This is a genomic window from Aeromonas sp. Lyrl_2 (assembly GCF_051948815.1).
In the GTDB taxonomy this organism is placed as follows: domain Bacteria; phylum Pseudomonadota; class Gammaproteobacteria; order Enterobacterales; family Aeromonadaceae; genus Aeromonas; species Aeromonas veronii.
Map to the genome: position 1 here is coordinate 1 of NZ_JAYJLJ010000020.1, position 21,220 is coordinate 21,220.

The window sequence follows — 21,220 nt, forward strand, 5'->3', positions numbered from 1 at the left end:
GTTCATCATTCTTTAGCCAGTCTATCAGGCTGAAATCTGGTGCCAGCTCGGCCTGATAGCGAGATTTCGCTCGACGAGTGACCTCAGCCCAGCGAGCCACGTTTTCAAGAAGTGCGACAGACTGCTGCTGTATGACATTCATTTTATTATCCTTTTTACAGATGATGCACGACAGACTAACGCAGTTCATCATTTGGGCAAGCGCAAACCATAAGACATCTGATCAATATCACATGGGAAACGTTTGGGGCTTATCATCAAGCTCGCTCAAGTGGGATCATAAATGGCTAAAAGTCGCGACGGACACGACGGCTCGGCGGTTATCCCAATCCGTTGATAAATGAATGGAGTCCAGTAGGAGGAGCCAATTCCCTCGTAGTTCAGTCGGTAGAACGGCGGACTGTTAATCCGTATGTCACAGGTTCAAGTCCTGTCGAGGGAGCCAAATTCTAAAGCCCAGCCTTTTGGCTGGGCTTTTTCGTATCTGCTGCTTGTTCCCTTCCCTGCCACACGCCCCCTTCAAATGCCCTATGTCATAACGTCTCTTGTCTGCATGTGATGACCAACCTGCATACAGCTTGAATTGTCTATTGAGCGCCATCCCATAAACAAAGAGCTGGATTGACCAGCCCCTTTGTATGCACCTCATCTCACCGCCGGATGCCGGGATCAGAAACGGTAGAGCAGGCCCGTGGTGATGCTGGTGGCGCGAATATCGTAAAAGTCGATCCCGGAGTTTGCCGTGGCGTAGCTGGCGCTCAGGAGTGCAGAGAGCGGCGCAATGCCAAACAGCTGGTGCCAGAAGAGGGTGGCATCGATGGCCATGTCGCGGCTGTCGGCACGCTGGCCAAACAGCGGGTTGGCCTCGTCATAGTCGCGCTTACCCAGATAGAGGTTGCTGACAAATGACCAGCGGGGCGAGGTTTTGGCGTAGGTGAGCTGCAACCCCTTGCTCACATAAGACTCTGCACTGCCCGCCAGACCAGCCTTCTCATAGCGCAATGCTGGCTCGAGGAACTGATCGTCTGTTAGCCGGAACTGGTAGGAGAGCTCGGCGGAGTTGACCCAGCCATTGCGATCCAGCATCCCCATCACCGCGCGGCCATATTGCTCGCCGCTGGACTCCCCATCCACCTTGACGTCGCGGCTGGTGACGCTGCCACTGAACGCGCTGCCCCAGATGTTGTCCCACGCCAAACGGGCGCCGTGGGATCGCACATCACGTTCCTGACGTGCCACACCCACAGCAAAGGGATCGCGCCACACCTTGACCGGGGTGGCATTGAACACCAGCGAACCGGCCACGATCCCCTTGTCCCCCAGTTGCTGGCGCAGCCCGAACTGCTGGGTACCGTCGCCACGAATGGCATCCTGAATGAGGTTGCCCAGGAACAGCTGGCTACCGGTGGAGGCAAAGGTGTAGCGAAGATCCCCGTTGATCACCGGATCAAGGTGGCGCTGCTGCGCCGCAGCCCCCAAAGCGTCAATACGCTCGCTACCTGCATTCCCCGTGGCAAAATTGGACTTGGTCTCGCCAACGCTGGCCCCCGCCAGCACACTGCCGGAAAAACCAGATTCCCCGGGAATGGCTCCCAGCTCTTGTGCCTGAACCCCGCTTGCAACCAGCATCCCCATACTCAACAGCAGACCAATACGCATCGCAACACTCCTGGCAAGCGGCCACTCTCGGTGGGCCGAGCCTGATAAATAGGAGGGAGACAGTCGCCCCCCCTGAATTGAGAAGCGGCATGTTACGGCAGGGAAAAATCACAAATAAGACAGCGGGCTACGGTTTTATTTTTTATGATGGCTTTTTATTTTTTATAGGCGCAAGCAGAGGGCGACCCGGCATAATGAGTCCCCACGGTCGTACAACACTGCGGGCTGCTCGCGCCATATTCACTCTTTTTCAACATCGGAGTACTCATGCGTCGATTCAATTTCATGCTCAATGGCAGCAGATTGATGATGTTCCCCTTCTACATTGGCATTCTCATCTGCGTGGTATTGCTGATGGTGAAATTTGCCATGCAGCTCTATCAGCTTTCTGTAAACATCCTCGAGATCCCCTATTTGGATCTTATTACCGGCGTGCTGACCCTGGTGGACTTTATACTGGTGGCCCAGATGCTGATCCTGGTGGCAATCTGCGGCTATGTGCAATTTATCCAGACGGAAGAACAGCGCGCCTCCCTTAGCAGCAACTGGCTCAGCAAGATCAACTTTGCCTCCCTCAAGCTCATCGTCATCAACTCGTTGGTGACCATCGCCGGGGTCGAGGTACTCAAAGCCTTCCTCGAAGATGGCATCATCAACGAAGTCGATATGAAGTGGTCCGTGGTGGTGTTTCTCGCCTTCTCGCTGGCCGCGCTCATCTATGCGGTGACCGAGCGGATGGCGGAGCATAAATAAATAGTCGAGCTTGATCACTGTGCTTGTTCAGCCTTGATTCACCAGCAATACAATTGATAACACTTTTCATTACTCTTACTGCGTTATAGACTTGCTCCCCCCGGGCTGCCCCGCCCGGGTGCTGGAGCCTTTATGACAACCCTTTCCATTTCACCCCGACAATTCTGGCAGTGGCTGGCTTACCACCATCAGGCCGCCGAGGGCAGCCTCTACCTGATGTTCTTCTCCGGCCTGCTGCTGTGGGAGCCGCTGACCCCGCTCTGGTCGCTGGCACGCTGGAATCTGTTTTTGCACGTGATGCTCTCGCTCACCCTGTTTCCGCTGCTGTTTGGCGCCTTCTGGCTCTCCCACCGCGCATTGCTGAACCGTAGCAACAAACCCTTTTTGCGTATCACAGGTCGCACCATCGAGGCCTTGCTGCTGGTCTGTCTGGCCAGCGGCCTGCTGTTGGTGCTGCACGGCACCCCGGGCGATGCCATGGGCAGCCTCGCCAGCTGGGCCCACTGGCTGAGCGCGTTGGCGTTAACTCCTCTGGTGCTGCGCCACGCCTGGCGCTGGACCATCTTGAAATGGCGCACCTGATCCCATGTTGAAGTCATTATTCTCTGCATATTTGTCACCCCTGCTGGCCCTCGTCCTGCTGCTGGCAACCTCCTTTGCGTTTGCCCAGCAGATGGGCGCCGGGATGCTCGCCTATGAAGCGGGGAGCGCCCCGCGCCTCGTCACCGCCAACCTAAACGCAGGCTCCGTCACCCTGCTTGAGCGCGATAGCGGCAAGCGGCTCAAAGAGGTGCAGTTGGGGGGCGATCTGCGCCAGCTTGCCCGCGCCGATGACGGCACCCTGCTGGTCACCGACTACAGCGGCGCTCGCCTGCTGCTGCTGGATGATGATCTCGCTCTGGAAAAGGCTATCCCCACTGGTAATCGCCCTTATGGGGTCATCTTCGATGCCAAACGGCAGTGGTTCTGGGTGACGCTGTTCGAATCGGCTCGTCTACAAGCCTACGACACCGCGGGCAACCTCCAGCTGGATGCAAAAACCGCCGAGACCCCGCGCGGAGTGGCCCTGACCGACAACGATCGCCTGCTGCTCACCCACGCCATGACAGGCCAGCTCGCCATCTATGATCTCGCCAAACTCGGCAATAGCGCCAAGGGCTCTTCGCTTCCCAAGCCCAAGCTCATCACCCTGGCCAAGACCCACAGCGACACGCCGAGCGACTCGCAGGGATTGCCACGCCTGCTGGATGGCATCGCCCTCTCCCCCGATGGCAGCGAAGCCTGGTTGCCCCATGTGCTGTGGAGCTTCGATCACCCCTTCCAGTTTCAGAGCACTGTCTTTCCTGCGGTCTCCATCATCGATCTCGATGAGGAGAAAGAGCGGGTCGATGAAAGAAAACAGCTCTTTTTGCAGATCAATCTGCCAAGCGTCGGCAACCGCAGCCAAATCGTCTCCAACCCCTTCGCCGCGCGCTTCGCCGCCGACGGCAAGCGGGTCTATCTGACCCTGGCAGGCTCGGAAGATCTGCTGGTGTTCGACCTCTCCCGCAGCGGCAAGTCCAACAACAACAACCGCCACCGCCGCAAGAAGTTTCAGGGGGGCGCCAAGGCGACCCAGCTCTTGCGTCACCTGCCGGGCCAGAATCCGCGGGACTTGTTTGTAGACGGCGACCACATTCTGGTGCACAACGCCATGGGGCAGGATCTTACCCGCCTCAATAGCGGCGGCAGCGGCCCCTTCGCCCGGGTCACCGTCGATGTGCCCCACTTCGCCAAGCTGGTAGAGACGGATCTGCGCCCCGAGCCGCTTCAGCGCGGCGAGCGGCTATTCAACCTTGGTAACACAGCGTCCAACTCACGCTTCCCCATGGCGGGAGACAACTGGATGAGCTGCAACTCCTGCCATCTGGACGGGTTCAACTTCACCAACCGCTATCTGATGGCGGCCCATCGCCAAAAGAGCGGCGACAACGCCATCAACGGCCACGCCAACCTCACCAACATGGTGGCGGGGGATTTTGTCGGCGAATACCTGCGCATGACCCAGCAGACCCAAGGCGGCATGGGGCACGACACCCGCGATGGGGCCGAGGCAGTTGACCCCGCGAAGCCCCAGCCGGAAGTGAAAGCGATGATGGAAGATCTGCACACCTTCGTCACCGCCGATGGCAACCTCCCCTATCTTGCCAACTGGCTGCGGCTCGATGCCCCGCGCACAGATCCCGCCAAGGCGCCGACCACTCACCCGAAAGAGTGGCTCAACTCCGCCTCCTGCCAGAACTGCCACCAACAGTCGTTCAAGGATTGGAGCGAGAGCAACCACCGACTGATGGGCAACTCCCACCCCTACTACAAGGTGGTGCAAGCTCTGGCCCGCGAAACCGAAGGGGAAGCGTTCGGTCAGTGGTGTCAAGGCTGCCACATGCCCCAGCAGGTGATGACAGGCCAGCTGGATCTGCCCAAGGGCTCACACATGTTCGAGCAGGGTGGCGCCTCGCTGATTGCCGCCCACAAAGCGGGCGAACCTGTGGTGGAGGAAGGGACCGGCTGCGTGCTCTGCCATCGCATCACCAAGGTAGAAGATGCGGGCGGCAACAGCGCCTTTACCGTGAATTTGAAAGACCGCGAGAGCTATGTGTTCGAGGATGCCGCGGGCGGCAGCCTCCAGCACTGGCTGGCCGAGCGGCAGATCAACGCCCGTCCGGCGGCCCACAAAGCCTCCTATCAGAAGGATTTCTACCGCGATGCGGCTCTGTGCAAGTCGTGCCACAACGAGTTTGCCCCGGGCACCGGCGCCAACATCGTCAACACCTGGGACGAGTGGGAAAAATCTAGCTTCGCCAAGGCCGAGGATCCTGCCAAACGGCGCACCTGCATCGACTGCCACATGAACCCGGAGCCGGGCAATGGCGGCGCGCCGGTGGCGGGCCAGTCCACCGAAAACGGCACCATGAAAGCCCGGCTCTATCGCCACAACTTTACCGGCGCCCAGCACCAGCTGGTGGGGCTGCGCAACCCCGACCTTGAACAGGAGAGCCTGGCGCTCTTGCGCTCCAGCGCTACCCTCTCCGCCCGTATCGAACAGGCGGCCGATAGTCAGCAACTGGTGGTGCGGGTCGCCAATACTGGCGCGGGCCATGCTCTGCCCACTGGCGTAGCTGATTTTCGTGAACTCTGGCTGGAGCTGACCGTCACCGACGCCAGCGGCAAGGTGGTTCTTGCCAGCGGCCAGCCGGTGGATGGCGCTGTCCCTGAAGATGCGCGGCTGTTCAGAAAAGTGTTCGGCGATGCCGAGGGCAAGCCGGTGGGGCTCAAGTTCTGGCGCTACGCCAAGCTCTTGGAAGATACCCGCATTCCGGCCGATGGCTGGCGCGATGAAGCCTGGCCGCTGCCCGCAGATGCCCAAGGGCCCTTCAAGGCCGATATCAAACTCAATTTCCGCACCTACCCCAAGTGGGTCAATGATGCGGTGCGCGCCGCCGAGCCCAGCTTGCCGGAGCCACCCATAGTGCAACTCAATCGGTTGCAACTTACCCTGCAGCCTCTCCCCGTCACGCCCGCTACGGAGCCTCAATCCTGATGTTTGCAAGTTTTCTGATTACCCTGCGCGAGGGGCTGGAAGCCTTCCTGCTGGTCGGCATCTGCCTCTCCTACCTCGCCAAGCTGGGGGCGAGCCGCTACAACAAGTTCATCTATCTGGGGGTGGGGCTCGGCCTTGTCGCCTCCCTGATCGTCGCCTTCCTGTTCCAGGTGGTGGTGAGCCAGTTCGAGAGCGAGCGCTACAACCACCTCTTGATGGCGGGGATCCTCATCTTTGCCACCTTGGTGCTCACCTATATGGCGATCTGGATGCAAAAGCAGGCCAAATCCCAGGTGGGGGCCATGACGGCGCGTATCGATGCGGCCATCGATGGCGGCAACCTGTTTGGTCTGGTGCTGCTCGCCTTTCTGGCGGTGATGCGCGAAGGGTTTGAAACCGTGCTCTTCTTCTCCGCCCTGCTCTACTCCGGGCAAGGGGTCGATCTGCAATCCGGCCTGATGGGCGCGCTGGCTGGGCTGCTGGTCTCCATCGCGCTGGTGTGGGGGCTGCTGCGCTCCACCCGCAAGGTGGCGCTGGCCCCCTTCTTCCGCTGGACCGGCCTGCTTATCATCATCATCGCCGCAGGCTTGCTCTCGTCCGCCGTCAACATGTTGCAGGCGGCAGACATCATCACCTTCTGGACCACGCCGGTGTTCGACATCAGCCACATTCTCGACGATCAGGGGGTATTTGGTACCTTCCTGCGCGCCCTGTTTGGCTACAATGCCTCACCCGCTGGCTTGCAGCTGCTGACCTGGGCCCTCTATCTGGCGATCTTCGTTACCCTCTGGCAGCGCAGCTATCGCCCGCAGGTAAGTGCCGCGACTGGCAAGGGCTGAGCCAACACGCCCTGTGGTAGCAAGGCTACGGGGTAACAACACCATTCGGGAGCCGCGCCCTGGCGCGGTTCCCTTATCTATCAAGCAGTTTCGGAAAACGTCATGAGTGATAACAACAAGAAGCACATTGCAGTGCTGGGTGCCGGCCCAGCCGGTTTGATGGCTGCCTGGCGCCTGCGCCGCGCCGGTTTTGCAGTCACCCTGTTCGAGCAGGAGCCGGTAGTCGGCGGCATGTGTGCCACCCAGACCTTCAAGGGGCGCGATGGGGAGTATAGCTTTGACTACGGCGGGCACCGCTTTATCACCAAGAACCCCGAGCTGCTCGCCTTTATCGACGAGCTGATGGGGGATGACCTGCTCCACGCCGAGCGCAAGAGCGTGATCCGCTTTGGCGGGCGCACCTATGACTACCCCCTGAACCTGCCCAACCTGCTCAAGACGGCGCCGCTCGCCCTGATGGCCGGGGCGGTAAAAGACTTGCTGCTGTTGCCTTTTGCCAAGAAGCCCACCGATTTCGCCAAGGCGAGCTTTGCCGAGTGGATCCAGAGTCACTTTGGCCGCACCCTCTACCGCCAGTTCTTCGAGGGCTACACGGCTAAGCTGTGGGGCATCAATCCGGACAAGCTCTCCGCCGACTGGGCCGGCCAGCGCATCAGCCTCATCGATTTGAAAGACGTGGCGCGCCGCCTGCTGCCAAGACGCAACGGCAGTATCTCGGTGCGCACCTATGCCCGCAAATACCGCTACCCCAAATATGGCTTCGGCCAGATCTTCACCACTCTCGGGGAGCGACTGGTGGCAGAGGGCGTTGAGCTCAAAACCGGCGCCACCATCACCCGCCTTGAGCAGGCCGATGGCCGCATCGAACGGGTTTATTGGAAACAAGATGACGTTGAGCAGAGCGAGCACTTTGATCAGGTGATCTCTACCCTGCCGCTGCCACTCACCTGCCAGCATCTGGGCTTGCCGTGCGATCTCCAATACCGGTCGCTTCGCTTCGTCAATATGCCGCTCAAACAGGAGAACCTGTCGGACAACACCTGGCAGTACCTCTCCGACCCCCATATTCTGGCCACCCGTCTGCAGGAGCCGCGCCGCCGCAGCCCCTTTATGGCGCCTCAGGGCCAGACCTCGGTGATGCTGGAGATCCCCTGCAATCCGGGAGATGCCACCTGGCAGGCTCCGCTCTCTGATCTGCGCGGTCGGGTTACCGCCGATCTGGCGAGCCTCGGCGTCGATACCCAGAAGCTTGGCGATGAGACCTTCGAAGCCCGCAGCGAATACGCCTATCCACTGATGGATCTCGGCTATCAGGCACGCCGCAACGAAGCCATCAAGGCGCTGATGCCCATCACCAACCTCATCATGACCGGCCGTCAGGGGACATTCCGCTACATCTTCACCGACACCGCCATGGAGATGGGGATGATGGCCGCTGACATGGTGATCGACGGGGTGGACAGACGTCACGCCATCTTCAACCATCGCAACGAAAATACCGTGATTGAAACCCAGAGCGTGGCCTGAGTGCCAACCTCTTGGCATTAAGTAAGGAGAACAGGATGACCATCCGCCCGGGTTTACTCGCCCTCACCCTGCTACTGACCCTCTGCGGGCAGGCGCAGGCCTACTCCTACGCCGCAGCCGGCAAGGAGCCTCTGATCGACGCCCGCGAAGCGCTGCTGGGCGCCGCCACTGACGGCAAGGATGCCAGCGCCACCTTGAGCGAAATTGCCGACGAGCTGACCTATCTGGAACAGCACCACAAGGTGGAATTGCAAGCGCCACTGGCCGCCGCCATCAAGGCCAAAGACGCCGCGGCTACCGCGGCCCTGCTCAATCGCGCCTACAAGGCGGAGATCGAGCGCCGCCTCGAAGGGGCCAGCCAGAATCTTGGCGACTACCAGACTGCCAAGGTGCTGGTGGTCAAGAGCAAGCGCTTCCTCGACTTGATCCTCCCCTCCCTCAGTGAAGGGGATCGCAAGGCAGCCGAACAGGCTCTGGCCAGGGTGCTGGATGCCATCGGCAACCCGGGGGTATTCGGGGTAGGTGCCAAGCCCGCCGACGCCGCCGCCTTTAGCGATGCCGAAAAAGCGCTGATGGCCGTGCTGGCGCCGCTTTGATGGCTACCCGCCAAGCATTTTGCCATCTCACTGTGACAAGCGGTGGGTTTTGCGCGCTCTACTCACCCTACGCACGGCCTGCCGATAAATGCACCCGGACGCCGCTTTGCCCCCTTCTCCCCTTGCGGGAGAAGGGCTGGGGATGAGGGGTAAGGTAATGGCCCGGCGTTGGCCTTCCCCCTGCTCCACCACCATTTGGCTGCTCATTCTGCTGCAACTGGCCTGGCTAAGCTGGCTGCTGGCCTTCCCGGTGGCGCTCGATTCAGACGATGCCCTCAATTTCGCCCACGGGGTGACGCGCTTTAGCGTGCTGGAGTTCTCCCCCCACTTTCCGGGTTACCCCGCCTTTATCTGGCTGGCGCGGCTGCTCAATCTGCTGGTGGACGATCCGGCCCGCGCGGTGCAGTGGGCAAGCCTGCTGGGCACAGCCCTGCTGGCACCGCTCGCCGCTATGCTGGCGGTGAGATTGTGGCAACGGCCAAACCTGCTCGCCCCCGTCTGGCTGCTGGTGCTGGCCCTACCGCTCATCCCGACCCTGGCGCTCTCCGGCCTCTCGGATGGGCCGGCGCTCGCCGCCTGGCTCGGGACGCTGCTGACCTTGCAGCAGCGCAGATTCGCACTGGCAGGCCTGTTGTTGGGCCTTATGCTGGCCCTGCGCCCCTCCTATTTTGTGCTGGCGCTGCTGCCCCTGTGGCTCGGGCTGGCACAGCAGGGTAACCGCGTCAGGTTGGTGCTCCCCATCGTGCTGGTGGGGCTAGCCTGCCTGCTGTTTGTCTGGCAGGCCGATGGCTGGGCCTACTTCAGCGAGGGGCGGCGCTTTACCGACGGTCACTTTACCCTGTGGGGCAACACGGCGTCAGCCCACGGCGACCGGCTGCTAAGCTGGGCGGGCACTTTCCATGAGCAGCTGACCCCGCTCTGGCCCTTGGCTGTTGGGGCGCTGCTGGTACTGCCGCTTTGGCAAAGAGCAAAAAACCACCCTGCAGTCCTCTCCCCACTCTGGACACTCTACTGGCTCGCCCTGCTGCTCTGGACCCTGTTTGGCCAGAACCCGGACAATCCCCGCCATCTGGCCCCCATCACCCTGCTCGGTATTGTGCTGCTGGCTGGCTGGCTGCCACGCCGTGGCGAGGGGGTGGTCGCGGTGGCCGGATTGCTGCTGATCGGCGTGACCTTCACCCTGCCCCGTCCGCCCGCCATGGTTCAGGCAGCAAGGCTGGCAGAAACAGCATGCCCTGCGCTGGTGACCCAGTGGGGGGTGCGGCTGCTGCGGGAGACCACGGCCTTGGCAGTCACCGATGGCTGGTACAAGGGAGATGCAAGCCTCGCACTCAAACAAGGTGCCTGCCGCCTCAGTCGCCGCCCCATCGCTGCGAGCGAGATGCCCACTGCAGTGCGCCAGCACTGGTTTGCCCCGCGCTTTGCCGCCGAGCCCGGCCTCTGGCTCGCCATACCGGATCCATAGCCGCGACAAAACTGATAGACTGCTTTTTTCGCGCTTTTCAACCCGACGTTTCGCATCAACTGGACACCCTATGCCCCAATCGCCAACAGCTCAGGCTGCCGCCCTCTCCCCCCGTTTCCTGTTTATCCTGCTCGGCGCTCTGGCGGGTCTGACCCCGCTGGCGGTGGATATGTATCTGCCCGCCATTCCGGCCATCGCCCGGGATCTGGCCACCAGCATCGACGGTGCTCAGCTCACCATCAGCGCTTTTCTGGGCGGCTTTGCCATCGGCCAGCTCTTCTACGGCCCGCTGGCCGACAGCTATGGCCGCAAGCCGGTGATCCTGGCGGGGCTGGTGATGTTTGCCATCGCCTCGGTGGGCTGCGCCATGGCGGACTCCCTGCCCGAATTGCTGGCCTATCGGATGTTGCAAGCGGCGGGCGGCGCGGCCGGCTCTGTGGTGGTCAATGCCCTGCTGCGCGATCTGTTCGAGAAGGATGCGTTTTCTCGCGCCATGTCGTTCGTCATTCTGGTGATGACCCTGGCGCCGCTGGTGGCGCCTGTGGTGGGCGGCTATATCAGTGCCCACGCCGACTGGCGGGTGATCTTCTGGCTGCTGGTGGGGATCAGCCTGCTGATCTGTCTGGTGATGCAGTGGAAAATTCAGGAGACCCTGAAACCGGAGCACCGTCAGCCGCTCAAGATCGGCCAGATCCTCAAGAACTACTGGGGGGTGCTCTCCCATCGCGGCGCCATGGGCTATGTGCTGTGCGGCTCCCTCTCCAGCTCCGGCATGTTCGCCTTCTTAAGCGGCTCCCCTTACGTCTATATCGAGTATTTCAAGGTGCCGACCGAGCACTACGGCTGGCTGTTTGGCCTCAATATCCTGCTGATGATGGTGGTCACCTTCGTCAATAGCCGACTGGTGAAAGGGGTGGGTGCCGAGCGGATGCTGCAATACGGCCTGCTGGTGCTGCCCTGCGCGGGCGCCCTGCTGGTCTACAACGCCTGGAGCCAGACCGGCGGTCTGTGGGGCATCGTCATTCCGGTGGTACTGTTTGTCGGCCATATCAGTCTGGTGGGCGCCAACGCCATGACCGGCCTGATGGGCCACTTCCCCCAATCTGCGGGCACCGCATCGGCACTGGCGGGCACCCTGCGCTTTGGCATCGGCGCCCTGGTCGGCATTCTGGTCAACCTCAATCCGCCCCACTCGCCGCTGCCCATGGCCATCGCCATCGCCTGCTGCGGCGTGGGCTCCACCCTGAGTTACTGGCTGCTGACCGGCAAGCGAGGCGATTGATCCCCCTCCCACGGTCAGAAAAACGAAAGAGGCTTCCGTCAACGGAAGCCTCTTTTCGTACTGGCGGCCGGACGTTCAGAACTGGGCACTGTTGAGCCAGAGGTGCGCCCCTATGCTCACCAGATAACCGAGCAAGATAGCTGGCAGCCACTTCAGGTGGCCAAAAAAGGTATACATGCCGTGGGCCTGTCCCATCAGGGCCACCCCGGCCGCAGAGCCGATGGAGAGCAGGCTGCCGCCCACTCCGGCGGTCAGGGTCACCAGCAGCCACTGTCCCAGCGCCATATCCGGGTTCATCGACAGCACGGCAAACATCACGGGAATGTTGTCGATGACGGAGGACAAGACCCCGATGAAGATATTGGCCATGGTGGGATCCCCAGCGTCATACAGCCAGTGTGATACCAGCTCCAGATAGCCCATAAAGCCCAGCCCACCGACACACATCACCACCCCGTAGAAGAAGAGCAGGGTATCCCACTCCGCCTTGGCCACCTTGTTGAACACATCAAATGGCACCACAGAACCCAGACTGCGCAACCGCACCTCATCGCCATTGCGTTCATAGAGCGCACGCTTGCGGGCAAGGGATCGTGGCAGCGACTTGCGCAAATAGAAGCCGAAAAACTGCAGATAACCGAGCCCCAGCATCATGCCTAGTACGGGTGGCAGGTGGAGGAAACTGTGGCATAGCACCGCCGTGATGATGGTTAGCAAGAACAGCGCGACGATGCGGCGGGCCCCCCGCTTGAGATCGACCACCTCGTTATCAGCCTCCGGCACATGACGCGGCACCATCAGGCTCATCAGGATGGCCGGCACCAGAAAATTGAGCAGAGAGGGAATAAGCAGGGTGAAGAACTGGCCAAATTGCACCTTGCCCGCCTGCCACACCATCAGGGTTGTGATATCGCCAAAGGGACTGAACGCCCCTCCGGCGTTGGCGGCGATCACTATGTTGATGCAGGCTAGGTTCACAAAACGCCGATCACCGTTGGCCACCTTCAACACCACGGCGCACATCAAGAGCGCAGTGGTCAGGTTGTCTGCCACTGGCGAGATACAAAAAGCAAGCCCACCGGTCAACCAGAACAGGGTGCGCAAGTGAAAGCCGGATCGCACCAGCCAGGCGCGCAGGGCATCGAACAGCCGCCGGTCCTCCATGGCGTTGATATAGGTCATCGCCACCAGCAGGAACAGCATCAGCTCGGCATATTCCAGCAGGGTATGGCGAAATGCCTGCTCGGCGACAGGGCTCATCCCCTGTTGTGCATAGGCGATACCGATCAGGATCCAGATCACCCCGGCGGCCACCAGCACGGGTTTGGACTTGCGCAGTTGCAGATACTCTTCAGCCATCACCAGGGCGTAGGCCAACACAAACAATCCGACACAAAAAAGTCCGATTGAGGAGGATGTCAACAGAACAGGGCCACTACTGGCATGGGCGGGAGGGATAAACAGGGACAGCAGCAAAATAACAGGGGTGAGCGCAGACATGGTCTCTTCCTTTTAGAACCATCTGGCAATGATGCTAGCACCTGGATGAAAAGAAAAATTCATCCAGGTCAATTAACGCTTAATTGGTTTGCTGTCGAAACGCGGGATTATTTCTTGCCAAAACCCGACTGCTTGAGGGTATAGCCTGCGCTGTTTTGCCAGGCATCCAGACCGCTTCGGTTGTTGCCTGCTACCAGGCTCGCGGCCAGACTCGGGCTGTTGAACAGCTGATCGGCGGTAAAGACAAAGCCACCCTGACTGCGGGGCACTATGACCCCCTTCTCCAGCAGTTCGTGACGCAGCTCGATCACCGCTTCACGCAGGGAGGCAGCATCCTCGCCATTGGCGGTGGAACCGGCCAGCACCATAAAGCCGGGATTTTGCCGCTTGCCAACCGGATAACCGTGGGCCTCGGCCCCTTTGCCGTTGAAGTGGTAGAGCTCGCGCTCCCCCGGCCGGTTGTCGGAGAGTGCCTTTTGCAGGGTCATCAGCTCGTTGTAGATCTCGATGGGGACGACGGCAGCCTGCTTGTTGCCCTTGCTATCGATGATAAAACTGACTTGCTTGTGTAACATCCTTGCTCATCCTGTGACCCATGGAAGCCCCTATTCTAACCACCTCGGGCAAGCGGGATCCAGCGAGGATCCACTGCTCTTTTGCCGCCTTGATCACTAACTGGCACTCTTGATCAACCGTAAGGGGTGTTGATCAATGCTGGCCGTGCTAGCGTACCAAGCATGATGAAAGCCATTGACCATCAAACGGTTATCCCATGCTGACCCTGCGCAACCTCTGCAAGAGCTTCGATAACGGCAGTGAACGACTGCCGCTGTTCCACCATCTCGATCTCGCCCTCCCCGCTGGCGAGATCACCCTGCTGCTGGGCCAAAGCGGCTGTGGCAAGTCCACCCTGCTCAATCTGATCGCCGGGCTGATTGCACCGGATGAAGGGGAGATCTGGCTGGGGGAGACCCGGATCGACAACCGATCCCCCGACGAGCGGGCGCGCCTGCGTGGTCGCCATTTCGGTATCGTCTATCAGGATTTCAACCTGCTGCCGACCCTCAACGTGGCCGAGAATCTGGCACTGCCGCTCGCCATCAACGCTCTGCCGCCGGATGAGACAAAGATTGACCAGTTGCTGCACCGGCTCGATATGAGCCACAAGCGCCATGCCTGGCCGGAGCAACTCTCCGGCGGTCAGCGACAGCGGGTGGCGCTGGCCCGCGCCCTCATCCATCAACCCGGTTGGCTGCTCGCCGACGAACCCACTGGCAGCCTCGATGAGCACAATGCCGAACAGGTGATGGCGTTGATGGTAGCGGCAGTGCGGGACACTGGCGCCGGCTTGCTGCTGGTGAGCCACAACCCCGCCTATGCTGCGCTGGCCGACAGGGTGCTGCGCCTCGAAGGGGGGCAACTTATCGAACTCAAGGGGCCCCGCCATGACTAAACAGCGACTGCGCCAGCCGGAGACACGCTGATGCTGCCACTCAAAGCGCTGCTGCGCCTCTATCGCAGTCACCCCTGGTTGCTGCTGATGAGTCTGGCCGGGCTGGTATTGGGAGTGTCGCTGGTGGTGGCCATCGAGCTACTCAATCACAGTGCCCGCACCAACTTTGTCGCCGCCCGCAGCCAGCTGGCAGGAGAAGCCAACTACCGGCTGGCCCCCGCTGGCGGGCTGGATGAGCAGCTTTACGTGCAACTGGTGACCAGCCAACCCGCCCTCGATGCCATGCCCCAGCTCCATGGCTGGCTCAAAGATGAGCAGGGGCGCAGCTTTCAGCTGTTGGGAATGGATCTCTTCAACCCCGGCCCCCTGCGCCAGCTGTTTGGCGCCCGACCCGCAAGCGAACCTGCGTTCTCCTTAAACCGGGCCGACAGCATCTGGTTGGCGGCCCCCGAGGCAGATCGCCTTGGCTGGCAAGCGGGCCAGAGCCGCCGCTTTGTGCTGAGCGGCAGCGATGGCGCCAGCGCCCTAACCCTGACGCTGGCGGGCACCTTCGAGCCGGGCGCCGTGCCCATGGAGCGGCTGCTGATAACCGATATCGGCCTCGCCCAGCCGTTGCTGGATAAAGCGGGTCGGCTCGATCGCATCGTCTTCAAGCTAAGCGACGCCGAGGCTCGCACCCTGCAGGCCACCCTGCAAACCCGCTACCCTAACCAGCCTTTGTGGCTTGAGCCCATCAGCCCGGCGCTGGATGCCAGCCAGCTTGGCGATGCGCTGGCCCTTAACCTGACGGCGCTGTCACTGCTCGCCATGGCGGTGGGACTGTTTCTGGTGTTCAACGCCCAGCGATTTGTCCAGAGCGTGCGCCGCCCCCAGCTGGCCCAGTTGATCATTCTGGGGATGGGGCCGAGTCGGGTGCTCCGTTGGCTCATTCTGGAGCTGCTTATTCTTGCCACCATCGGCACCCTGCTCGGGGTGCTGCTCGGCAGCCTGTTGGCACTGGCACTGATGGGACAACTGACCCAGGCGCTGGCCGATCTCTATGGGCCCAACCCCATCGATCTGTTGCGCCTCTCCCCCGTGAGCCTGCTCAAGGCGCTGTTGATCGGGCTGCTCGGCACGCTGGCCGCCAACCTGCCCGGCTGGTGGCAACTGCTGCGCCAATCCCCCCTCGAACTGCGAGCGGGAAGCAGCCGTCCCCCCGCTCACCCGTGGCGACGGCGCGTGCTGGCCATCGCCATCTTGCTGCTGTGCGCTTTGTGCCTGTGGCTACCGCAAACGGGTCTGACCGGTGCGCTGTTTATCGCCGGAGGCTGGCTGCTGGCCATGGCGCTCTGGCTGCCCGATGCCCTGCGCGGCCTACTTGGCTGGTTGCGACGGCGCGCGGACGGCCCCCTCACCGCCCGGCTCGGGGTGGCCGAGACCCTCTATCACCTCGACCGCACCGCCATCGCGGTGATGGCGTTGCAGCTGGCCATCGCGGCGGCCATCGGCATCGGGGTCATGGTGTCGAGTTTTCGCTCCAGCGTGGAGATCTGGCTCGGCCAGCGTCTGGCCGCCGACCTCTATGTCACCGCCCCCAAGGGGGTGGCGGGCAACAAGGGCACCTTGAGCGAAGCGACCCTTAAGACCCTGCTCGCCAATCCTCTGGTGAGCGCCGCCTCGCGCCGCTCGGTGCACCCTGCCCGCTGGCAGGGGCAGCCCATCGAGTGGGTGCAGATGGACTTTATCCCCCAGCTTAAAGCGGCCTATCCGCTGCTGGCCGGACGCTGGCCCACCCGTCCCGACGAAGTGCTGGCGAGCGAACCGCTGACGGTGCGCCTCGGGGTCAAGGTGGGCCAGCAGTTGGCGATCAGCGGCGAGCAGGGGCCAAGGCAGTTCACCGTCACCGGCGTCTATCAGGACTACGGCAGCGACAAGGGACAGATCCTGCACGCCTTCGAGGCGGGGGCGGTGCAATCCCTCGCCCTCTTTAGCAACGACCCCGAGCAGCTGGCCGACCGTCTGCGCGAGCGCTTTGGCGAGCAGCTCAATCTGCTCTCCGCCCCCGCCATCCACAGCGCGGCCCTCAAGGTGTTTGACCAGACCTTTGTGGTGACCGAGCTATTGAAACTGCTGATCCTCGGCATCGCCTTTGTCGGCATCGGCTCGGCCTTTATGGTGCTGGGGCTGGCGCGCCGTGGCGAGCTGCAGACCTTGCAGAGTCTGGGTTTGAGCCCCCGCCACTGCCGCCAGCTACTGGTGTGGCAAGGGGCGGGATTGGGGCTGCTCACCGCCCTGCTGGCCCTGCCGGTGGGATATGGCCTTGCCTGGGTGCTGATCGAGGTGGTCAATCCCCGCGCCTTTGGCTGGCGCCTCGCCTTCGAGGCCGCCCCCGTTCATGCGGTCACCGCCCTGTTGCTGGCGCCGGTCTGTGGCGCATTGGCCTCCTGGTATGCGGCAAGGAGAGTGGTATGACATATCGGTTAGCGCACTGGCTCAGCCATGGCTTAAAGCTCTCATTAACCACGTCCCTCTCTCCGCCCCTTCTTCAGCGCATAGAAGATCACAGTGCGGCATTGAACCATCCCCTCTCCCTTTGGGAGAGGGCCAGGGTGAGGGGAAGCTTGTCCTCTTTACGGTTCCTGTGGCTCGCCACCCTCTTGATCCCGCTGATTGCCATAAGCGGCAGCGCGCAGGCCAGCGATCTGGGCGCCCTGCTCGGCGGTGGCAACGACAGCTTTAAAAAGGTGCTGCTGGGGCAAACTATCCAGCTCCCGGAGGATCACGCCGCCCACCCCGATTACCGCTCCGAGTGGTGGTATCTCACCGGCAACCTCAAGGATGAACAGGGGCGCGAATATGGCATGCAGTGGACTCTGTTTCGCCAGGGCATCGAACAAGAACTCCGCACAGGCAACCCCTGGCTCACCCCCCAGCTCTGGCTGGCCCAGTTTGCCATCACGGATCTCGACCGTGGCAGCCACCAGCAAGATGAACGGGCCAGTCGGCAGGGGCCGGGACTGGCGGGGGCCAGCGGCGGTCAATATTGGCTCAGGGAGTGGCGGCTTGCCTCGCAAGGGGCAGCGATGTTCCCCGCCACCCTCAAGGTGCAGAGCAAGATTGGCGTGCTGAACCTCACCGTCACTGCCGCCAAACCGCTGGTGCTGCAAGGCAAGGCCGGTTACAGCGAGAAGAGCCCGGGCAACGCCTCCTTTTACTACTCCTACCCACGCCTGCATTTGAGCGGCACCCTGACTCGCGATGGCGAGACCCGCACCGTCACCGGACAAGGGTGGTTTGATCACGAGTGGAGCAGCTCGGTATTAGCCGAATGGCAATCGGGCTGGGACTGGTTTTCGCTGCAACTGGCCGATGGCCGCGAGCTGATGCTGTTTCGCCTGCGCACTAAATCGGGACGCACTGAGCCCGAGAACCGCTACGGCATCTTGATTGAACAGGATGGCAGCAGCCGGGTGCTCGCCCCCGACGCGATTCGCCTCACCCCGGGCAACACCTGGCGCGGCCCCAAGGGGCAGGATTACCCCGTCGAGTGGCAGCTAAACGCCGCCGGAATGAGCCTCACCATCAAAGCCCGTCAGCCCAATCAGGCCATGACAGGTCGCTTTGACTACTGGGAGGGTGCGGTCTCTGTCTCGGGGGATGCCAAGGGGGTCGGCTATCTGGAGATGACCGGCTACTGAACACCCTCGACAAACGTGGCCGGTCTGCTCGATGACCTAAAAACAAATCGCCCTTATAACAGGGCATCACTGTGATATTGCCCAGCCACTTCTGTCACTTGGCGCCAGTAGCCAAGGATGTCTTATCTGTTTGTTTATCGAACAACCCCACCCACTCAACCCGCAGCCAACTTGGGTCAAGTCTGATCCTTGTCAAAAAACCTTTCAAAATCCGAGCAATAACTAACTTTTTACTCACTTAAATTGGTCATCGTTTGATATCTTGCCCATCCGGCACCCGCAGCCCCAAAAGCAGCCAAGGTAAGCCGATGTTTGATCAACGTCCAATCTGATTAAAAGCAGCAAGCTGGGAGCTGTAACCCCGTGCGGTAGCCATCCCATTACCCACTACCACACAAATACACCGTGCCAATCTTAAAAGTACGCTTTCAGATATATTAAATTTATGGGGTAGTATGTTGCATACTCTAATTTATGAAACATAAGCCAATAAAAAATACATTCCAAAATAACAACGCAAGGCTAAAATAATGAAAATTTCTGAATATTATAGTTTAGGAAAAACACAACCTTATCTTGACTTTGTAGATATTAGACTAGATACAGACATTCCTGTTTTTCTTGACCCTACAAGTATCAAATCATTGAATTCAGCTTGGGGAAATGAACTTTCTTCACTCCTACAAAGTTTTTTTGAAACTGTCTTATTTAACATTAAGAATGGGAATAACAAAAAAGCGCAAAGTCTTCTATCATCACTTAATGAACGCAATGAATTTCATCTAGGATACTCTCAAGGAGCCAGTAGAGGCCACGCTTTCGGAGAATTATCTGCTATTTCCGTATGGGGTGCATTATCAAAAAGCCAAGCCTCATTGACTGGATTGTTACAGGACTTGGAAGATACATGTCTTTTAATTAAAGGTATTGGTACCGACATGATATCAGATGCTGTTTGTAACATTTTGAGAGGACCTTTAATCAAATATACTCAGGATATGTGTAAATATTATGGAATACCACTTGTAGACCACATTGATTCAGGCCCCATGTGGAATCCAGTAAAAAGTGAATGGAAAAATACTTTTGTATCCTTACCACTAACTAATTATGGAAAAGTTATCTTAGTTCCTAAACTATTGGTTAGACAGAAAGTCTCCTATCAATATGATGAGTATTATAGGCATTTTTTATTACCAGAGATGCAAATAGAAGAACTTAGGGCAAGAACATCATTAGTCGAGCTATTAAAAAATGGTACTGAACGTGTTACCAAAAAAGCGTTAATGGAAAAATATGGATCTGATAAGTTAGCCGTAGTAACCGAAACACTAAAACGCCCTCATATTTTAGATGAATATAGATATGAGAAAAGTTCCAGAGCCCCACTACCATTAACTCATGAGGACTTATCAGAAGTAGAGCAATCTGATAAACCTGATTGGGACTCTCTCATCAATGAATTAAGATCAATCCCAACAGGTAAAGATTCTGCTGGCAAGTACGAAATAATTATAGAAAAAATCTTCACATCGTTGCTGTACCCTTCTTTATGTTACCCCACAAAACAGAAGAACATTCATGATGGGCGTAAAAGAATAGATATTACATATACGAATGAAGCTAGAGATGGTTTTTTTGCATGGCTATCATTACACTACCCAAGCTCAATGATATTCGTAGAGTGCAAGAACTATGGAAAGGAGATTGGAAATCCAGAAATAGATCAGTTGTCTGGCCGATTTTCACCCAACAGAGGGAAAGTTGGTATATTAACATGTAGAGAGATAGAGGATAAGGAACGTTTATTTTTGCGATGCATTGATACAGCAAAAGATTCTCGTGGGTTTATTATCGCCTTAGATGATGATGATATCATCAATCTTATTTCAGAAAGAAAAGAATCATCTAAATTAAATGAATATAAAATTTTGAGGGACCGATTCAATTTATTAATTAGTTAAGGTGATGTGCTTAACACATAAATGACAAATACTTTATCCAGATAATCTTTCATGCCTACTTTTCTAATATTTCATTATTAATATCCTGCCAACAGCTGGCTGATAATTAGGAGAGTAGGCTCACAGATGATTAGTTCCTCCCGCCCCCCAGCGATTGAATAAATGCCAGGGTACGACGATTAAACTGCTCCGGCTGCTCCACATTGCAGACATGGCCGCACTGTTCGATCACAGCTAATGAGGAGCTGGCATCGCGGGCCACCTGCTCGCGCACCGGTGCCAGAAACATATGATCCTCCTCCCCCATCACATAGAGGGTGGGAATGGGCAGGGAGCGTTCGCGGAAGTAACGCATCAGCGGGTTAACCTCGGTGGCGAGGCGGAACCAGCGCTTGAACTCTTTCTGGCAGAGCTTGCGAGCCTCGCGCACAAAGAGGTTGCGCGACTCCTGATGGTGCTGGCGCGGCATGATGATGAAGGCAAACAGCCGGTAGAGCCACATATAGGGCAGGAAGTGCTGGCCGAGTCGGCCCAGTTGCACCAGCACCCGCGAGCGGATATCGAGCCGCAAAATGGCGCCCCCCAGTACCATGCTTTTCACCCGCTCCGGACAGAGCTCGGCCAGATGGCGAATAAGGATGGTGCCAAGGGAGATGCCGACAAAGTGGGCGCGGCGGATGTCGAGATGATCGAGCAGCCGAACGATATCTTCGGTCACTTCCCGAAAGCTGTAGTGGCCCTTGACCACCTGTTGCAGCTGGTGGGACTGGCCGTGGCCGCGCAAGTCCAGCAGCAGCACGTTGAAGTGCTCGCGATAGGCGCGCAGCTGCTTGAACCAGATGGAGGAGCTGCCACCGGCGCCGTGGACAAACACCACCCAATCCCGCTCGGGACCCAGTTCGAAAGTCTTGTGATACAACAT

General features: G+C 59.1%; 16 protein-coding genes and 1 tRNA gene. 13 read left to right on the top strand and 4 right to left on the bottom strand.

Annotated features, from left to right (window positions below; translation table 11 throughout):
- The first annotated feature begins 369 nt into the window (after window positions 1–369).
- Window positions 370–445 (top strand) — tRNA-Asn (locus VF684_RS16515).
- Between the two features lie 224 nt (window positions 446–669).
- Here the strand turns inward: VF684_RS16515 and VF684_RS16520 are convergent.
- Window positions 670–1,659, bottom strand: a complete 990-nt coding sequence (locus VF684_RS16520) for a DUF2860 family protein (protein WP_139440472.1) — start codon at window positions 1,657–1,659, stop codon at window positions 670–672.
- 267 nt (window positions 1,660–1,926) lie between these two features.
- Here VF684_RS16520 and VF684_RS16525 point away from each other — a divergent pair, with 267 nt between their 5' ends.
- From VF684_RS16525 to VF684_RS16560, 8 genes are all read left to right on the top strand, one after another.
- Entirely contained in the window at window positions 1,927–2,412 is a 486-nt protein-coding gene (locus VF684_RS16525) for a YqhA family protein (RefSeq protein ID WP_033137299.1), read from the top strand.
- A gap of 132 nt (window positions 2,413–2,544) precedes the next feature.
- Entirely contained in the window at window positions 2,545–2,994 is a 450-nt protein-coding gene (locus VF684_RS16530) for a hypothetical protein (protein WP_127006609.1), read from the top strand.
- Between the two features lie 4 nt (window positions 2,995–2,998).
- A complete protein-coding gene (locus VF684_RS16535) occupies window positions 2,999–5,992 on the top strand; it encodes a YncE family protein (RefSeq protein ID WP_201914445.1) in 2,994 nt (997 codons plus the stop codon).
- Window positions 5,992–6,831, top strand: coding sequence for an FTR1 family iron permease (locus VF684_RS16540; protein ID WP_139464024.1), 840 nt, complete (start codon window positions 5,992–5,994; stop codon window positions 6,829–6,831). Before VF684_RS16535 ends, VF684_RS16540 begins: the two co-directional genes overlap by 1 nt.
- 102 nt (window positions 6,832–6,933) lie before the next feature.
- On the top strand, window positions 6,934–8,358 hold the full coding sequence (locus tag VF684_RS16545) for an NAD(P)/FAD-dependent oxidoreductase (RefSeq protein WP_201914447.1): 1,425 nt from the start codon (window positions 6,934–6,936) through the stop codon (window positions 8,356–8,358).
- Window positions 8,359–8,393: 35 nt separating this feature from the next.
- On the top strand, window positions 8,394–8,954 hold the full coding sequence (locus tag VF684_RS16550) for a hypothetical protein (RefSeq protein ID WP_201914450.1): 561 nt from the start codon (window positions 8,394–8,396) through the stop codon (window positions 8,952–8,954).
- Window positions 8,955–9,111: 157 nt separating this feature from the next.
- Entirely contained in the window at window positions 9,112–10,419 is a 1,308-nt protein-coding gene (locus VF684_RS16555; protein ID WP_234924798.1) for a hypothetical protein, read from the top strand.
- Window positions 10,420–10,489: 70 nt separating this feature from the next.
- Window positions 10,490–11,701, top strand: a complete 1,212-nt coding sequence (locus VF684_RS16560; RefSeq protein WP_076491839.1) for a Bcr/CflA family multidrug efflux MFS transporter — start codon at window positions 10,490–10,492, stop codon at window positions 11,699–11,701.
- Between the two features lie 75 nt (window positions 11,702–11,776).
- Here the strand turns inward: VF684_RS16560 and nhaD are convergent, their stop codons facing one another.
- Entirely contained in the window at window positions 11,777–13,201 is a 1,425-nt protein-coding gene (nhaD, locus tag VF684_RS16565) for a sodium:proton antiporter NhaD (protein WP_058060016.1), read from the bottom strand.
- A 107-nt stretch (window positions 13,202–13,308) separates the two neighbouring features.
- Window positions 13,309–13,776 carry a DUF4357 domain-containing protein gene (locus tag VF684_RS16570; protein ID WP_005333716.1) on the bottom strand — a complete coding sequence of 156 codons (468 nt, stop codon included), beginning with the start codon at window positions 13,774–13,776 and terminating at the stop codon, window positions 13,309–13,311.
- A gap of 197 nt (window positions 13,777–13,973) precedes the next feature.
- On the opposite strand from VF684_RS16570, the gene VF684_RS16575 reads away from it, so the two are divergent.
- From VF684_RS16575 to VF684_RS16590, 4 genes are all read left to right on the top strand, one after another.
- Complete coding sequence (locus tag VF684_RS16575; RefSeq protein WP_421326957.1) at window positions 13,974–14,654, top strand: ABC transporter ATP-binding protein; 681 nt, start codon at window positions 13,974–13,976, stop codon at window positions 14,652–14,654.
- Window positions 14,655–14,684: 30 nt separating this feature from the next.
- Window positions 14,685–17,108, top strand: a complete 2,424-nt coding sequence (locus tag VF684_RS16580; protein WP_440174334.1) for an FtsX-like permease family protein — start codon at window positions 14,685–14,687, stop codon at window positions 17,106–17,108.
- Between the two features lie 185 nt (window positions 17,109–17,293).
- Complete coding sequence (locus VF684_RS16585; protein ID WP_440174337.1) at window positions 17,294–18,334, top strand: lipocalin-like domain-containing protein; 1,041 nt, start codon at window positions 17,294–17,296, stop codon at window positions 18,332–18,334.
- A 530-nt stretch (window positions 18,335–18,864) separates the two neighbouring features.
- Complete coding sequence (locus VF684_RS16590) at window positions 18,865–20,298, top strand: hypothetical protein (protein WP_440174335.1); 1,434 nt, start codon at window positions 18,865–18,867, stop codon at window positions 20,296–20,298.
- Between the two features lie 130 nt (window positions 20,299–20,428).
- Here VF684_RS16590 and VF684_RS16595 read toward each other — a convergent pair whose 3' ends face one another.
- A complete protein-coding gene (locus VF684_RS16595; RefSeq protein ID WP_278173455.1) occupies window positions 20,429–21,220 on the bottom strand; it encodes an alpha/beta fold hydrolase in 792 nt (263 codons plus the stop codon).

Bases quoted from the DNA above. Each gene is read 5' to 3' on its own strand.
- VF684_RS16530 (WP_127006609.1), top strand. From the start codon at position 2,545: ATGACAACCCTTTCCATTTCACCCCGACAATTCTGGCAGTGGCTGGCT.
- VF684_RS16550 (WP_201914450.1), top strand. From the start codon at position 8,394: ATGACCATCCGCCCGGGTTTACTCGCCCTCACCCTGCTACTGACCCTC.
- VF684_RS16570 (WP_005333716.1), bottom strand. From the start codon at position 13,776: ATGTTACACAAGCAAGTCAGTTTTATCATCGATAGCAAGGGCAACAAG.
- VF684_RS16525 (WP_033137299.1), top strand. From the start codon at position 1,927: ATGCGTCGATTCAATTTCATGCTCAATGGCAGCAGATTGATGATGTTC.
- VF684_RS16575 (WP_421326957.1), top strand. From the start codon at position 13,974: ATGCTGACCCTGCGCAACCTCTGCAAGAGCTTCGATAACGGCAGTGAA.
- VF684_RS16545 (WP_201914447.1), top strand. From the start codon at position 6,934: ATGAGTGATAACAACAAGAAGCACATTGCAGTGCTGGGTGCCGGCCCA.
- VF684_RS16560 (WP_076491839.1), top strand. From the start codon at position 10,490: ATGCCCCAATCGCCAACAGCTCAGGCTGCCGCCCTCTCCCCCCGTTTC.
- VF684_RS16590 (WP_440174335.1), top strand. From the start codon at position 18,865: ATGAAAATTTCTGAATATTATAGTTTAGGAAAAACACAACCTTATCTT.
- VF684_RS16595 (WP_278173455.1), bottom strand. From the start codon at position 21,220: ATGTTGTATCACAAGACTTTCGAACTGGGTCCCGAGCGGGATTGGGTG.
- VF684_RS16580 (WP_440174334.1), top strand. From the start codon at position 14,685: ATGCTGCCACTCAAAGCGCTGCTGCGCCTCTATCGCAGTCACCCCTGG.
- VF684_RS16555 (WP_234924798.1), top strand. From the start codon at position 9,112: ATGGCCCGGCGTTGGCCTTCCCCCTGCTCCACCACCATTTGGCTGCTC.
- nhaD (WP_058060016.1), bottom strand. From the start codon at position 13,201: ATGTCTGCGCTCACCCCTGTTATTTTGCTGCTGTCCCTGTTTATCCCT.
- VF684_RS16520 (WP_139440472.1), bottom strand. From the start codon at position 1,659: ATGCGTATTGGTCTGCTGTTGAGTATGGGGATGCTGGTTGCAAGCGGG.
- VF684_RS16540 (WP_139464024.1), top strand. From the start codon at position 5,992: ATGTTTGCAAGTTTTCTGATTACCCTGCGCGAGGGGCTGGAAGCCTTC.
- VF684_RS16535 (WP_201914445.1), top strand. From the start codon at position 2,999: ATGTTGAAGTCATTATTCTCTGCATATTTGTCACCCCTGCTGGCCCTC.